Origin of the sequence: Paenarthrobacter sp. AT5 (genome assembly GCF_032764245.1) — a bacterium.
GTDB lineage: Bacteria > Actinomycetota > Actinomycetes > Actinomycetales > Micrococcaceae > Arthrobacter > Arthrobacter ureafaciens.
The window spans coordinates 2,978,417-2,991,605 of the sequence record NZ_CP136441.1; the positions used below are offsets into that span (position 1 = coordinate 2,978,417).

General features: G+C 65.2%; 11 protein-coding genes. 6 read left to right on the forward strand and 5 right to left on the reverse strand.

What is annotated here, in order from left to right; all coding sequences use genetic code 11:
- The first annotated feature begins 34 nt into the window (after positions 1–34).
- From RI444_RS13700 to RI444_RS13710, 3 genes are all read left to right on the forward strand, one after another.
- Positions 35–3,256, forward strand: a complete 3,222-nt coding sequence (locus RI444_RS13700) for an efflux RND transporter permease subunit (RefSeq protein ID WP_069695128.1) — start codon at positions 35–37, stop codon at positions 3,254–3,256.
- 156 nt (positions 3,257–3,412) lie between these two features.
- Positions 3,413–4,537: an LLM class flavin-dependent oxidoreductase gene (locus RI444_RS13705; RefSeq protein WP_021470933.1), complete on the forward strand. Its 1,125-nt coding sequence runs from the start codon at positions 3,413–3,415 to the stop codon at positions 4,535–4,537.
- Positions 4,537–5,031: a MarR family winged helix-turn-helix transcriptional regulator gene (locus RI444_RS13710; RefSeq protein ID WP_062097106.1), complete on the forward strand. Its 495-nt coding sequence runs from the start codon at positions 4,537–4,539 to the stop codon at positions 5,029–5,031. Before RI444_RS13705 ends, RI444_RS13710 begins: the two co-directional genes overlap by 1 nt.
- Here RI444_RS13710 and RI444_RS13715 read toward each other — a convergent pair.
- On the reverse strand, positions 5,028–5,834 hold the full coding sequence (locus tag RI444_RS13715; protein WP_021470935.1) for a transglutaminase-like domain-containing protein: 807 nt from the start codon (positions 5,832–5,834) through the stop codon (positions 5,028–5,030). The genes RI444_RS13710 and RI444_RS13715 overlap by 4 nt on opposite strands.
- Positions 5,835–5,980: 146 nt before the next feature.
- On the opposite strand from RI444_RS13715, the gene RI444_RS13720 reads away from it, so the two are divergent.
- Entirely contained in the window at positions 5,981–6,652 is a 672-nt protein-coding gene (locus tag RI444_RS13720; RefSeq protein WP_062097107.1) for a DUF1684 domain-containing protein, read from the forward strand.
- Between the two features lie 10 nt (positions 6,653–6,662).
- Here the strand turns inward: RI444_RS13720 and RI444_RS13725 are convergent, their stop codons facing one another.
- The gene (locus tag RI444_RS13725) at positions 6,663–7,865 is read right to left on the reverse strand and encodes an SLC13 family permease (RefSeq protein WP_207604474.1); all 1,203 of its coding nucleotides are present in this window, start codon (positions 7,863–7,865) and stop codon (positions 6,663–6,665) included.
- A 102-nt stretch (positions 7,866–7,967) separates the two neighbouring features.
- Between RI444_RS13725 and RI444_RS13730 the strand changes: the two genes are divergently transcribed.
- Positions 7,968–8,816, forward strand: a complete 849-nt coding sequence (locus tag RI444_RS13730; RefSeq protein ID WP_207604472.1) for a fumarylacetoacetate hydrolase family protein — start codon at positions 7,968–7,970, stop codon at positions 8,814–8,816.
- A gap of 17 nt (positions 8,817–8,833) precedes the next feature.
- On the forward strand, positions 8,834–9,331 hold the full coding sequence (locus RI444_RS13735) for a GtrA family protein (protein WP_021470939.1): 498 nt from the start codon (positions 8,834–8,836) through the stop codon (positions 9,329–9,331).
- A 64-nt stretch (positions 9,332–9,395) separates the two neighbouring features.
- Here the strand turns inward: RI444_RS13735 and RI444_RS13740 are convergent, their stop codons facing one another.
- From RI444_RS13740 to nadB, 3 genes are read right to left on the reverse strand one after another with little or no spacing between them, the layout of a single operon-like run.
- Positions 9,396–10,559: a cysteine desulfurase family protein gene (locus RI444_RS13740; RefSeq protein WP_021470940.1), complete on the reverse strand. Its 1,164-nt coding sequence runs from the start codon at positions 10,557–10,559 to the stop codon at positions 9,396–9,398.
- The gene (gene nadC, locus RI444_RS13745) at positions 10,556–11,452 is read right to left on the reverse strand and encodes a carboxylating nicotinate-nucleotide diphosphorylase (RefSeq protein ID WP_179011570.1); all 897 of its coding nucleotides are present in this window, start codon (positions 11,450–11,452) and stop codon (positions 10,556–10,558) included. Before nadC ends, RI444_RS13740 begins: the two co-directional genes overlap by 4 nt.
- Positions 11,445–13,145, reverse strand: coding sequence for an L-aspartate oxidase (gene nadB, locus RI444_RS13750; protein ID WP_207604471.1), 1,701 nt, complete (start codon positions 13,143–13,145; stop codon positions 11,445–11,447). Before nadB ends, nadC begins: the two co-directional genes overlap by 8 nt.
- Positions 13,146–13,189 lie beyond the last annotated feature (44 nt).

Genomic DNA, 13,189 nt, shown 5'->3' on the forward strand with positions numbered 1-13,189 from the left:
ATCGAATACTCCGTAGATCTCAGGAGACTTTGCAATGTTCCGCTTGGCCACGTTGTCCCTGGGAAACCGGGCCCTGATCGCGCTGATCACCGTCTTTGCAGCGGTGTTCGGCGTGATCACCATGGGCTCGCTCAAGCAGGAACTCATTCCGTCGATTGAGTTCCCGCAGATAACGGTGGTTACCTCCATGCCGGGAGCCTCTCCCGAAGTGGTGGACAAGCAGCTCAGCCGTCCGCTGGAGACAGCCCTCAACAGCGTCGAGGGGCTCGAGTCGACGACGTCGACGTCCCGCAACGGTGTCTCCCAGATCACCATGGTGTTCACCTACGGTTCCAACCTGGACAGGGCACGCAACCAGATCGACCGTGCCATCTCCAATGCGAAGCGAGTTCTGCCGGCCGATGTGGAACCGCAGTCAATCGCCGGCAACATCAGCGACTTTCCGATCGTGTACCTGGCGGTGTCTTCGGATAAGCCGCTGAGCGAGCTGAACGCTGACCTGCAGCGCCTCAGCGTTCCACGGTTGCAGAAAATCGACGGCGTCCGGGGCGCCGACGTAACGGGCGGAGCGACCCAGCACATCCTGGTCCAGCCCCGCCCTGCAGACCTTGCCGGCTCCGGCGCGTCGGTGCAGTCCATCAGCGCGGCCTTGAAGAACAACGGGACCCTGGTTCCGGTAGGCACCATCGAGGACCAGGGCAAGACGCTGTCCCTCCAGCTGGGCAGCCCTGTCGATTCCCTGGAGATCATCAAGGCACTGCCACTGGAGAGCGCAAAGGGAGCGGCCACCATCGGAAGCGTCGCCGATGTCAGCATCGAGGACGACCCCGCCACCTCGATCACCCGCACCAACGGCAAACCGACACTGGCGCTGTCGGTCACGAAGAAGCCTGAGGGCGACACCGTGGCGATCTCCCATGCCGTGCGTGAGGCCCTGGCGCCCATGGAAGCAGAGCTGGGCAGCAACGCCGCCTTCACCCCCGTCTTTGACCAGGCACCCTTCATCGAGAAGTCCATCAAGGACCTCACTACCGAGGGACTTCTCGGGCTCGGTTTTGCGGTGGCCGTGATCCTGGTGTTCCTGATGTCCGTGAGGTCCACCTTGGTGACCGCGGTTTCCATTCCGTTGTCGCTGCTGGTCACCTTCATCGGCATCTCCGCAACCGGCTATTCACTGAACATCCTGACCCTGGGTGCGCTCACCATCGCGATCGGCCGGGTGGTGGACGACTCGATCGTCGTGATTGAGAACATCAAACGGCACCTGAGCTACGGCGAGCACAAGCTGACGGCCATCGTCACCTCCATCCGCGAAGTGGCCGGAGCCATCACTGCCTCGACGCTCACCACAGTTGCCGTGTTCCTTCCGATCGCCTTCGTCGGAGACCTGGCGGGCGAGCTGTTCCGGCCCTTCGCCTTGACGGTCACCATCGCGCTGCTTTCTTCCTTGCTGGTCTCGCTGACCATCGTCCCCGTACTTGCTTATTGGTTCCTGGCGTCCCCGTCAGCGAAGAGCACGCCGCCTGCCGCAGGCGCTGCAATCCCCGATGCAAAGACCATTGCCGCACGGGCGAGGGAAGCCGAGCAAAAGAGCAGGCTCCAGCGCGGTTACTTGCCGATCCTGGCCACAACGCAGAAACACCCTGTGATCACACTGAGCGCCGCGGCACTGATCCTGGTCGCCACCGTGGCTGTTTCTCCCCTGCTGGCTACGGACCTGCTGGGACGTTCCGGGGAAAACAGCATGACCGTCCGGCAGGTCCTGCCTGCCGGTACCAGCCTGGACGCCACCAGCGCGGAAGCTGCCAAGGTGGAGGACCTCCTCAGGGGCACGGAGGGCATCAAGGACGTCCAGGTGACCTCCGGCAACGCCCAAACGGGTTTTGCCGCGCTGACCTCCACGGGCGCTTCCAACTCAACGTTTACCGTGGTGACGGACGAGAAGGTGGACCAGAAAAAACTCCAGGACGAGGTCCGCAGCAAGCTTGAAGGCCTGCCGGGAAAGATCACCGTAGGATCCCAGCAGGGCGGGTTCGGCACATCCTCCACCGTTGACATCACCATCAGGGCTGCGAACTCGGCGGACCTGCAAACGGCCAGCGATGCCATGGTGAAGGCCATGGAAGGCGTTCCGGGCAGCACCGAAGTGGCTACGAACCTTGCAGCCAGCCAAGCCGTGGTCCAGGTACGCGTGGATCGGGCAAAGGCCGTGGCCGCCGGCCTCACCGAGGAACAGGTGGGTGGCTTCCTGGCGTCCACAGTCAGCCCGATCCCGGCCGGAACAGTGCGGATCGACACCAATGACTATCCGGTCCGGATCGGCAAGGGAACACGCTTCACCAGCATCGCTGCGGTGCGGGCCCTCCAGCTGCCGACTGCGCGCGGTCCAATCGCGCTGGAGTCCATAGCCGCCGTCGAGCAGGTTGACACGCCGGTTTCCATCACCAGCAGCAACGGCCAGCGCACGGCTAAGGTGACTGTGACGCCGTCGGGCTCAAACCTCGGCAGCGTCAGCACCGCGGTCCAGGAACGTCTCGCCTCCGTAGAGCTGCCCGCGGGAGTCACAGCCACTATCGGTGGTGCCACCACCCAGCAGGCGGAGTCCTTCCGGCAACTTGGCCTGGCGCTCCTGGCTGCCATCGCGATCGTCTATGTGATCATGGTGGCAACCTTCAAGTCCCTCATCCAGCCACTGATCCTGCTCGTTTCGGTGCCGTTCGCGGCCACCGGCGCGGTGGGACTGCTGTTGCTCACCGGAGTTCCCCTGGGACTGCCGTCCCTGATCGGCATGCTGATGCTCGTGGGCATCGTGGTGACCAACGCAATCGTCCTGATCGACCTCATCAACCAGTACCGCAAACCGCATGACGGCAGGGCCGGCATGAGCGTTGCCGAGGCGATCACCCATGGTGCCCGCCAGCGCCTGCGCCCCATCCTCATGACGGCCTTGGCCACCGTTTTCGCCCTGACTCCCATGGCGCTGGGTTTGACCGGTGGCGGCGGGTTCATCTCCCAGCCTTTGGCGATCGTGGTGATCGGCGGGCTGATCTCCTCCACGGCGTTGACGCTGGTCCTGGTTCCCGTCCTGTACAAGCTCGTGGAGGGCCGCAGGGAGAAGAAGGACCTGCAGAAAGCCCTGCAGGTCCGGCCCGATGTTCCTGCCGGGAACGGCGGCAGCGATGCCTTCGCCGACTGGACCACGGGGGCCGTGCCCCGGATCTCGGGGCGCCGGGCGGCCCACAACCCCGCCGAATAGCCCCTCACTGCCCATCTCTCAGGGCCGGGAACATTTCCCGGCCCTGCCCTGTTACACACAGCGATACATGCAAATGCATCTATTTTCAGCTACACTGTGACATATGGCCCCCTCAATCCGGAGGCCTGAACCACGGGCAGGGAGAAAGGCAACACCATGCAGATCGGCGTCTTCAGCGTCAGTGACATCACCACTGACCCCACCACAGGCCGCACCCCCACCGAACACGAGCGCATCAAGGCCTCCGTAGCCATTGCCAAGAAGGTCGAAGAAATCGGCATGGACGTCTACGCGTTGGGCGAGCACCACAACCGGCCGTTCTTCTCCTCCTCCCCCACCACCACCCTGGCCTACATCGCGGCCCAGACCGAACGCATCACGCTCTCCACGGCCACCACCCTGATCACCACGAATGACCCGGTGAAAATCGCCGAGGACTTCGCGATGCTGCAGCACCTGGCAGACGGCAGGGTGGACCTGGTCCTGGGCCGGGGCAACACCGCCCCCGTCTACCCCTGGTTCGGCAAGAACATCCAGGACGGGATCGAACTGGCGATCGAGAACTACAGCCTGCTGCGCAAGCTGTGGGACGAGGACACGGTGAACTGGTCCGGCAAGTTCCGCACCCCGCTGCAGAACTTCACGTCCACACCGCGCCCGCTCGACGGCGTCGCCCCCTTCGTCTGGCACGGCTCCATCCGCACGCCGCAGATCGCGGAAGTGGCTGCCTACTTCGGAGACGGCTTCTTCGCCAACAACATCTTCTGGCCCAAAGAGCACTACCAGCAGCTGATCGGCCTCTACCGTGAGCGCTACGAGCACTACGGGCACGGCAAGGCAGACCAGGCGATCGTCGGCCTGGGCGGGCAGTTCTTCATGCGGAAGAACTCGCAAGACGCGGTGAAGGAATTCCGCCCTTACTTCGACAACGCACCCGTGTACGGACACGGCCCGTCGCTGGAGGACTTCACCTCGCAAACGCCGTTGACCGTCGGCAGCCCGCAGGAAGTCATTGAGAAGACCCTGACGTTCCGTGAGTTCTTCGGTGACTACCAGCGCCAACTGTTCCTGATCGACCACGCCGGCCTGCCGTTGAAGACGGTCCTGGAGCAACTGGACCTCTTCGGAGAGGAAGTCCTTCCGGTCCTGCGCAAGGAGTACGCTGCCTTGAAGCCGGCCCACGTCCCGGACGCCCCGACGCACGCCTCCCGCGTGGCCGCAGCCCTGGAGGCCAACGTCAGCGAGTCCGCTGCCGCCGGAACCGCTGGTCGGGAGTCCTGATGTCCGGCCCTTCGGCTTCCTCCACAGTCCGACTTGCCGCCGAAACCTGGGAGTCGCTCTTCCGCTCCCAGGTGGCGGTGATGCGGAAGCTCCAAGCCGGTTCGGCGTTCAAGTCGTTGCCGGTCAACGAGTACGACGTCCTTTTCACGCTATCGCGCTGCCCTTCGGGCCAACTGCGGCTGAACGAGATCAACGACAAAGTGCTGCTGAGCCAGTCGAGCCTGAGCCGCTTGGTGGACCGCCTTGAAAAGCGGGGACTCGTGGAGCGGACAACAGCCCCCGACGACGGCCGCGGAGTCCTGCTGTCCCTCACGGAGGCCGGGCGCGAGTTGCAGAAGTCGATCGGCCGCGACCACGTGCGGGAAATCGCCCAGTTGGTAGCACCGGCGCTCACAGCCGAAGAGCAACGCGAGCTGCTTCGCCTGACGGACAAGCTGCGGGCATCCGTCGCCGGGCACCAGCAATCCGGCACGGGCGCCCGGCCGCTGGCCTAGCCGAGGGTTATCAGCTGCCCGGGGTCTTCCACGGGCAGCTCACCTTCCACGGTTGCGGCGACCTTCAGGGTCTTGAGCGTGAGGCTGCCGCCGACCGTTGAAAGGAACGCGGTGTCCGAGGAGTCCCTTCCGGCGGTGATGCGCAGCATGGCTTCGCGCGGAGCCAACCCTGTGGGGTCGATCACGTGCCACGCGCCATCGATGTACGCTTCCGCGACTGCGTGGAAGTCCATGGGGCTGAGGCCGGGGGCGTAGACGGCGGCCAGGCGTGCAGGCACGTCCTTGGACCGCAGGAGCGCGATGGCGAGGTGTGCAAAGTCCCGGCACACGCCGCGCCTGTGGAGCAGGGTCTCTACAGCCCCGTCCGTGCCCCGCGAGGACCCGCTGACGTAGCGCAATTCACCGTTCACCCAGTTGCGCACGGCCTCGAGCAATCCGGCACCTTGCATCGTTCCGAACTCTGCATAGGAAGTGGGCAGCAAACGGTCCGACTCCGCGTAGCGGCTGGGACGGACATAGCGGATAAGTTCCATCGGGTCCGCACTGTCCGCTATTCCCCGGCCAACCACGTCCGCACTGTAGTTCACCGTGACTTCACTGGGCTCGCTGAATTCCATGTATTGGAACCGCCCGCCGTGATGGTCCTGCAATTCCTTGTAGGGCACTTCTGTCCCCCCGCATTCGATGGCGAGGGTCTCGCTCAGCGACTCATAGCCAGGGTTGGCGGCTACGGCGATGGCCATGGCAACTTTGGTGTTCGCTGCTGTCTTGAAGACGAGTTGGGCAGATACGTGGCGTTCCATTGGTCTCCGGAAGGTCGCGGCGGGCTGGGTGTAGTGCCGCTGTTGGGGTCAGGGGCCAACGCAGGGCTGCGGGTTGGCCTCCAGCGACAGTAGCACCTACCGGGCACCGGGCTTTCACCGCCGTCGGCGGGGGCTAGGCTGTGGTCATGGCTCCCGAAGAAAACGAAGAATTCGACGACGGCGTCTCCACCATCTCCGCTGTGGACATCGTGGACTGGCGGCTGCGGACCTTCGCCCTGTATGACGAGGTCCGGAAGCTTGCAGCGACGGACCCTTTCGATGCCCATAACCACTGGCGGCACGAACGTGACCGCATGTTCGCCACGCATCCCGCCTCAGCGCTGACGGACGCGATGAAAGCTTCCTTCGCCGGGCTACGGACCGCCGATTATGATCCCTCCTTCCGGATGTACGCCCCGTTGCTGCCGGAAGGCGTCGGCGAGGAAATGAACGTCTCCACGGGAACGGACGGCGTGGTCCCGTTTGTACGGATCGGCACGTTCGAGTTGCCGGGCCTGGGTTCATTGGCGGCTTGGCGGCTGCGCAGCTACGGTGGCGGCATCTTCGTGCCGTTCCGTGATGCCACTGCCGGCAAGGAAGGGGGCAGCTACGGCGCTGGACGCTATCTCCTGGACACGATCAAGGGGTCCTTTCACGGACTCCGCCACGCTGGTGTGGAGCAGGAATTCATTCTCGACTTCAACTTCGCCTACAACCCGTCGTGTGCGTATGACGAAGCGTGGGCCTGCCCGTTGGCGGGACCGGCGAACAGGTTGGCGGCGGAAGTGCCGGTGGGCGAGCTATATCTTCCGGCCTAGTCCCTCAACGTCATGCCACTCGAGCCATGAGGGCCAGCAAGGCCACTGCGGCCACCAGGGTCACGGGTGCGACGATCATCCCGTACAGCGCAAAGCCCCGCCAGCTGATCAGCACGTTCATCTTGCGCAGGCGGTCATGCCACAGCAGGGTGGCCAACGAGGCCCACGGAGTAATAAGAGGCCCGGCATTGACCCCAATGAGCAGGGCCGCCGTCCGCAGTGGTGTGTCCGCGAGCGGTTCCACCAGCAAGTAGGCCGGGAGGTTGTTCACGACGTTGGACGCCAGGGCGCCCGTGGCAGCAAGCCGCAGCAGTTCGGGAAAACCCTCACCCCTGCCGGCCACTTGGCCTGCCAGCTCGGGCAATCCAAGGTAGCGGGCGGCCTCCATCACCAGGAACAGCCCTGAGGTAAAGAGCAGCAAGGACCACGGGACCAGATTTATGGTGAGTGAGCGGGGCCGACGGAACCCGAACAGGGCCAGCAGAGCGACGGCGGCGATGGAAGCCGGTAGCCACACTGGAAGCCCCGACACCAAAGCCGGTAGCAGCAGCAACAGCACCGCGGCCGTCCCCGGCAGCAGGATGCGGTCCGCCCGGTGCTTTCCAGGGATGGAGGTCCGGGAACCGGGGTCGATCATCTTCTTTGGACCAGGGGCATACCTTCGTTGCAGGTCACGACGGAAGACTAATGCGATGAAGGCTAGCGGAATGATGATGGCCGCCAGCGATGAGGCCCACATCAGCGTTGCGAACCCGGCAGGACTGATCCCGTCAAGGTTGTGCTGGGCCAAGAGGTTGGTCAGGTTCGATACCGGCAGGAGCAAGCTCGCCGTGTTTGCCAGCCACACGGTCGCCAGTGCGAAGGGAAGGACGGGCAATCCTGTCTGCCGCGTCACCGTGACCACCACGGGAGTCAGCAGCACTGCCGTTGTATCGATGGAAAGGAAGATGGTGCTCAGGACGGCCATGGCCGCCAACAGCAGCCACAAGACGTAACTGCGGCCGCCGGCCCGTCGACGGATCCGGTCAGCACCCCATTGGAAAACACCGGCATCGCTGGCCAGGTCGGTGACCACAGTCATCGCCGCGACGAAGCCCATGATGGGCCCCACGCGGGCAATCAGGACCTGCACTTCGGACCACGGAAGAATCCCTGTCACTACGGCCACTGCTCCGGCTGCCAGCAGGGCCGCCCCTATGATCGCGAGGCGCATGAACTGGATTCTATCCATGTGCTGCCGGCTTCTTTACGCGCCACGTGCGGGTCCCGTTGGTGAGTGTTCGGGCCGGCCCCGCAGAGGACGTAGGATGTCTTCATGACTTCCCCGCTTCCCCGGCGCATCGCCCGCATCCAACCTTTGGAACCGAACAGCCCCAACGAGCAATTCTTCGCCGCCAACGATGCTCCCGACTTCGACTCCGACGAAGGAAAGCGCTGGACGCTGGTGCAGTCCCCGTTCCCGGGATCCAGGGCCAACGCAGCGAGTCCCGGAAGGCCCGGCTGGGAAGTGGGCGCAGTGGTGGAGGAAGCATCGTTCCGCTTCCTGGCACCGTCCGTCCCTGTCAACGTTTTCGGCATGGCCCACAACACGGGCCAGCCCGGCCGGGACTTGCCTCCGCAGGCATTCCACAAGGCGGCTTCCAGCGTGATCGGGCCAGGCGATGCCATCCAGCTGAGCTCCACAGTGGGCTACGTCGACCCCGAAGCCGAGCTGACCGTCGTCGTGGGTTCCACCGCCCGGGGCCTGACCCTGGAAACGGCGAGGTCGGCAATCCTGGGCTACACCATCGGAAACGACGTTTCCGCCCGCGACCTCCAAAAGACCGATGAACTATGGATCAGCGCCAAGAGCCAGGACACCTTCACTCCCGCCGGCCCCTGGATCGTCACCGAACTCGACGACTCGGACCTGGAAATCAGCATCGTCCACAACGGCAACCAACTGACGCCGGCAAGTTCCGCCGACCTCGGTTGGAAGGTAGAGGAGATCATGGTCTACCTGACGTCCTTCATGACATTGCAGCCGGGCGACCTGGTGCTCACCGGCTTCCCTGCAGAGTGCGCCCGCATCCAACCCGGGGATACGGTGGCGTGCCGCGTGGAGGGCATCGGGGAGCTCCGGAACCCTGTCATCGCCGCACGATGGGAAGGTCCGCACGCATAGTGTGCAAGGCTTAAGCCATGGAGACTGCCGCGGAAACCACTGAGCCGCGGCACGCCACCTCCGGAACCCCCGCGGTACGGCACCGCCTGAGCAGGCGAAAAGGGCTCCTGCGATACCCGGTGATCCGGCAGCTCATCCGCTTCACCGGCGTCGGGATCATTTGCACCGCGAGTTCGCTGGCCATCTACGCGATGCTGCGTCCCTGGGTTGATCCGCAGATCGCCAACGCAATCGCGCTGGTCCTCACCTCGCTCCTGAATACGGCGCTGAACCGCAGGCTGACCTTCAAGATCACGGGAAGCAAGCGGCGGGCGAATGACCATTTGAGCGGCGTCATTGTGATCCTCGTAGCCTTGCTCATCACCGGCGGGAGCCTCGGCATCCTGCATCTCCTCCGGCCCGAGGCGACCGTCAGCGAGGAACTTTGGACAACGACGCTCTCCGGCTTTGTTGCCACCGCCGTCCGGTTCACCCTCCTGCGGCACTGGATTTTCCGCCGCGCCCGCCACGTCTAGCAGCGCACCCAACTGCGTCGCAATTGTGCACGTTTTGACGGGTCAAAACGTGCACAATTGCGACCTACTTGGGGTGGTTTACCAGGTTGCGGACACGCCCGACGGCGGCAGCCACCGCTGCGGCTGCATGCTCCAGTTCGGCAGCGGTGACGGCAGAGGTAAAACTGAAGCGTACGGCAGTCTGTGCCGTTTCAGGGCTGATGCCCAGTGCCAGCAACACCGGTGACGGAGCATCGGAACCAGCTGCGCAGGCCGAGCCGCTGGAGCACACCACCCCGAGCCGTTCAAGCTCCAGGAGCACGGATTCCCCGCTGGTTCCCGGGAAGCAGAACGACGCAACCGAGGGCAGGCGCCGGGACGGATGGCCGGTGAGGACGGCTCCCGGCACTGCTTCCCGTACCGCGGCGATGAAGTTGTCGCGCAGGGCAGCCACGTCCGCAGATGCGGCAGCGGCTTCGGCGTGGCTCAGGTTCAATGCTGTCGCGACCGCAACGGCACCGGCAACGTTCTCGGTTCCCGAACGCCGGCCCCGTTCCTGCCCTCCTCCGTGGATCAGCGGTTCCAGACGCAAGCGCCCCTTGGTGAAAAGCACGCCCGAACCCTTGGGCGCACCGAGCTTATGCCCGGACAGGCTGAGGGCATCCACACCGAGGGCTTTCACATCGAGGGGCAACCAGCCCGCGGCCTGGACGGCGTCCGTGTGGAACGGGATATGTAACGCGTGAGCCGCCCGGGCAAGGTCCGCCACGGGTTGGACAGTGCCCACCTCGTTGTTGGCGTACATGATGCTGACCAAAGCCGTCTCCCGGCGGAGGACCGCGCCGAGGGCTTCCACGGTCACCAGCCCGTCGCCGTCCACCGGGACCACGTCAACGGTGAAACCGTGGACGCGTTCCAAGTAGCGCGCCGATTCCTCCACTGCCGGATGTTCGACGGCGCTGATGACCACGCGGTTCAGGGACGGGTCTGCTGCCTGCCGTGCCAGGGCGATGCCTTTGACGGCAAGGTTGTCCGCTTCAGTGCCGCCGGACGTGAAGGTGATTTCTCCGGCGCGGCAGTCAAGGACCTTCGCAACGGCGGACCTGGCGTCTGCGAGCGCGGAGGCAGCGGCTTCACCCAGGCTGTGGTGGCTGGATGGGTTGCCGAATTCGCCGCTGAGATAGGGCCACATGGCTTCCAACACTTCACGGCGGACCGGAGTGGTGGAGGCTGCGTCCAGGAAGATCATGGCCGGACGGGGTCGGTTCCCGGCGCGATGTCCAGCTCGACATCCAGCCCCAGGTCCAGCGCGGCCACGCTGTGCGTGAGTCCACCGATCGAGATGACGTCAACTCCCGTCGCGGCGATTTCCGCCACCGTGTGCAGGTTGACGTTGCCGCTTGCTTCGACGATCGCCCGTCCGTCCACTTGCTTCACCCCGGCACGAAGTTCCTCGGGAGTGAAGTTGTCCAGCATGATGGTGTCCACACCCGCTGCCAGGACGGGCTCAATCTGGTCTGCCCGGTCTACCTCCACTTCGAAGTGGGTGGTGTGGCCCAGCTGTGCTTTCGCTGCCGCCAGAAGTGCGGTGAGCTTCTTCGGATCCCCGCCCGTCATGACGGCGAGGTGGTTGTCCTTGGCCAGCACGGCGTCGGAGAGGCTGTAACGGTGGTTCGCTCCCCCGCCGCAGCGGACGGCGTACCGTTCCAGGACACGAAGCCCTGGGGTGGTCTTGCGGGTGTCGGTGATCCGGGCCCGGGTTCCCTCCACCAGACGGACGAATTCGGCGGTTTTCGTAGCAATTGCGCTCATGCGCTGGACCAGGTTGAGTCCCACCCGTTCGGCCATCAGGACTGAACGCGCGCTGCCGCTGACCCGCGCCAGGTGGGTGCCGGCGTCGAACGTGTCACCGTCCCCGAGCAGGAGCTGAACGTCAGTGTCCGGGTCGATGAGTTTCATCGCGTCGCGGAAGACGGTTCCACCGCTCAAGACTCCGGGGACACGGGCGTTGAGGACTGCGGTTGCGCGGGCGTCCGCGGGGATCAACAGCTGTGAGGTGATGTCTCCGTTGGGCGCGTCCTCGGCGAAGGCACGCTCCAGGATGTCCCGGACGGCCGCCGCGGGGAGGGTGAGGTTAGTCATGGACGAGGCTCGCTTTCGGGCTCATGGAGTGTGGCTTGTCAGAATGGTCGACGACGGCGGGTGCGGCCGCTGTGTCGCTTCGGTAGTGCGCTCCCAGGGATTGCCGCCGTGCCCGTGCCGCCCGCACCAGCAGTTGGGCGGCCAACAGGAGGTTGGCATCCTCGTGCGCGCGGACATCGGTCGAAGCGGCGCCGGCTGCGGGAAGCAGGCCGTCGGCCCAGGCATCCAGGGCGGCCTCCGCCTCGGCCAGCAGCACTCCGCTGCGAAGAACCCCGGCCTTGGCCGTCATGAGCCGCTGCAAGGCGCCCCGGGAAAACGGCTCAGTCCCCGCATATTCCGACGGCGGCCGAGCCCCGTCCGCGGGTGAGGGGGTCCCGGCAGCGTGCGTCAAGGGGAGGCCGCCCGCGGCCGAGCCAGCACGCAGAGGGACCGCATCAACCGCTGCCCTAACTGCCCGCCGCGCAAACACCAGCCCCTCAAGCAACGAATTACTTGCCAGGCGATTAGCCCCCTGCACACCGGTACAGGCAACTTCACCGGCGGCATACAAACCGGGAACAGAGGTCTGCCCGTGCAGGTCCGTCACCACGCCGCCCATCCAGTAGTGGGCCGCGGGCGCCACGGGAACGGGTTCCCTGGTCCAATCGAAGCCCGCTTCACGGGTGCGTTGGGAGATGGTGGGGAAGCGCTTCTCGAGGAAGCCGCTGCCGCGTTTGGCTTCGATGACTGTGGCATCAAGGAACACGTGTCCGTTGGGGTCCCCCAGGGCAGCAAGGTGCAGGGCGATGCTGCGGGAGACAACGTCACGGGGAGCAAGTTCGGCGTCGGGATGGTAGTCGGGCATGAACCGCTGACCGAAGGCGTCCAGCAGGAGCGCACCCTCGCCCCGCACGGCTTCCGAGATCAGCAACGGCTCCGTCCCACCCGGTGCTCCGGCTGGACGGGCCAGGCAGGTGGGGTGGAACTGGAAGAATTCCAGGTCGGACACGGCTGCTCCGGCCCGCCAAGCCAACGCAAGTCCGTCGGCAGTAGCCACGGACGGATTCGTGGTCTGGGCGAACAGTTGCCCGGCTCCCCCGGTAGCAAGCAGGACGGCATCGGCTTGGACGGTGACCGGCTGACCATCCTGCACGTAGGCCACACCGGAGATCCGGCCATCCGTTTGGACCAGGGAGGTGGCGTGGGCCCGGCTCACTACCCGGATCCGCCCGGCAGACCGGAATTCGAGCACGCTGCCAATCAGCGCAGCCGCCACCCGGGCGCCTGTCGCGTCGCCACCGGCATGCAGGATGCGCGGCGCGGAGTGGGCGGCTTCGAGGCCCAAGGCGGGGTCGCCGTCGTCGTCGCTGTCGAAGCGCACGCCGAACCGGACCAATCCGGCAATATCTTCCCGCGCCTCGGTGCACAACACCCGGACCGCTTCAGGGTCGCAGTGCCCGGCACCGGCCTTGAGGGTGTCCTCGATGTGGGCTGCCACGGTATCTCCGGGGGCAGGCTCCTCCAGGACGGCTGAGATGCCGCCCTGGGCAAACCAGGTATTGCTTTCCTCCAGCCCGCCTTTGGTCAGCAGCGTCACCTGGGCTCCGGCCTCGGCTCCGAGGAGGGCTGCGTAGAGTCCGGCGATGCCGCTGCCGAGGACGATCAACGTCCGGGCGTCCGCGGGATGCGCGGCGGCGATGGGGTTCGAGGTCATGCGGGTCTCGATTCGGCTAGTCCGGGAATCCTGTGGTCTGCACC

Coding starts and splice junctions, on each gene's coding strand:
- RI444_RS13700 (WP_069695128.1), top strand. CDS start 35: ATGTTCCGCTTGGCCACGTTGTCCCTGGGAAACCGGGCCCTGATCGCG.
- RI444_RS13705 (WP_021470933.1), top strand. CDS start 3,413: ATGCAGATCGGCGTCTTCAGCGTCAGTGACATCACCACTGACCCCACC.
- RI444_RS13710 (WP_062097106.1), top strand. CDS start 4,537: ATGTCCGGCCCTTCGGCTTCCTCCACAGTCCGACTTGCCGCCGAAACC.
- RI444_RS13715 (WP_021470935.1), bottom strand. CDS start 5,834: ATGGAACGCCACGTATCTGCCCAACTCGTCTTCAAGACAGCAGCGAAC.
- RI444_RS13720 (WP_062097107.1), top strand. CDS start 5,981: ATGGCTCCCGAAGAAAACGAAGAATTCGACGACGGCGTCTCCACCATC.
- RI444_RS13725 (WP_207604474.1), bottom strand. CDS start 7,865: ATGCGCCTCGCGATCATAGGGGCGGCCCTGCTGGCAGCCGGAGCAGTG.
- RI444_RS13730 (WP_207604472.1), top strand. CDS start 7,968: ATGACTTCCCCGCTTCCCCGGCGCATCGCCCGCATCCAACCTTTGGAA.
- RI444_RS13735 (WP_021470939.1), top strand. CDS start 8,834: ATGGAGACTGCCGCGGAAACCACTGAGCCGCGGCACGCCACCTCCGGA.
- RI444_RS13740 (WP_021470940.1), bottom strand. CDS start 10,559: ATGATCTTCCTGGACGCAGCCTCCACCACTCCGGTCCGCCGTGAAGTG.
- nadC (WP_179011570.1), bottom strand. CDS start 11,452: ATGACTAACCTCACCCTCCCCGCGGCGGCCGTCCGGGACATCCTGGAG.
- nadB (WP_207604471.1), bottom strand. CDS start 13,145: ATGACCTCGAACCCCATCGCCGCCGCGCATCCCGCGGACGCCCGGACG.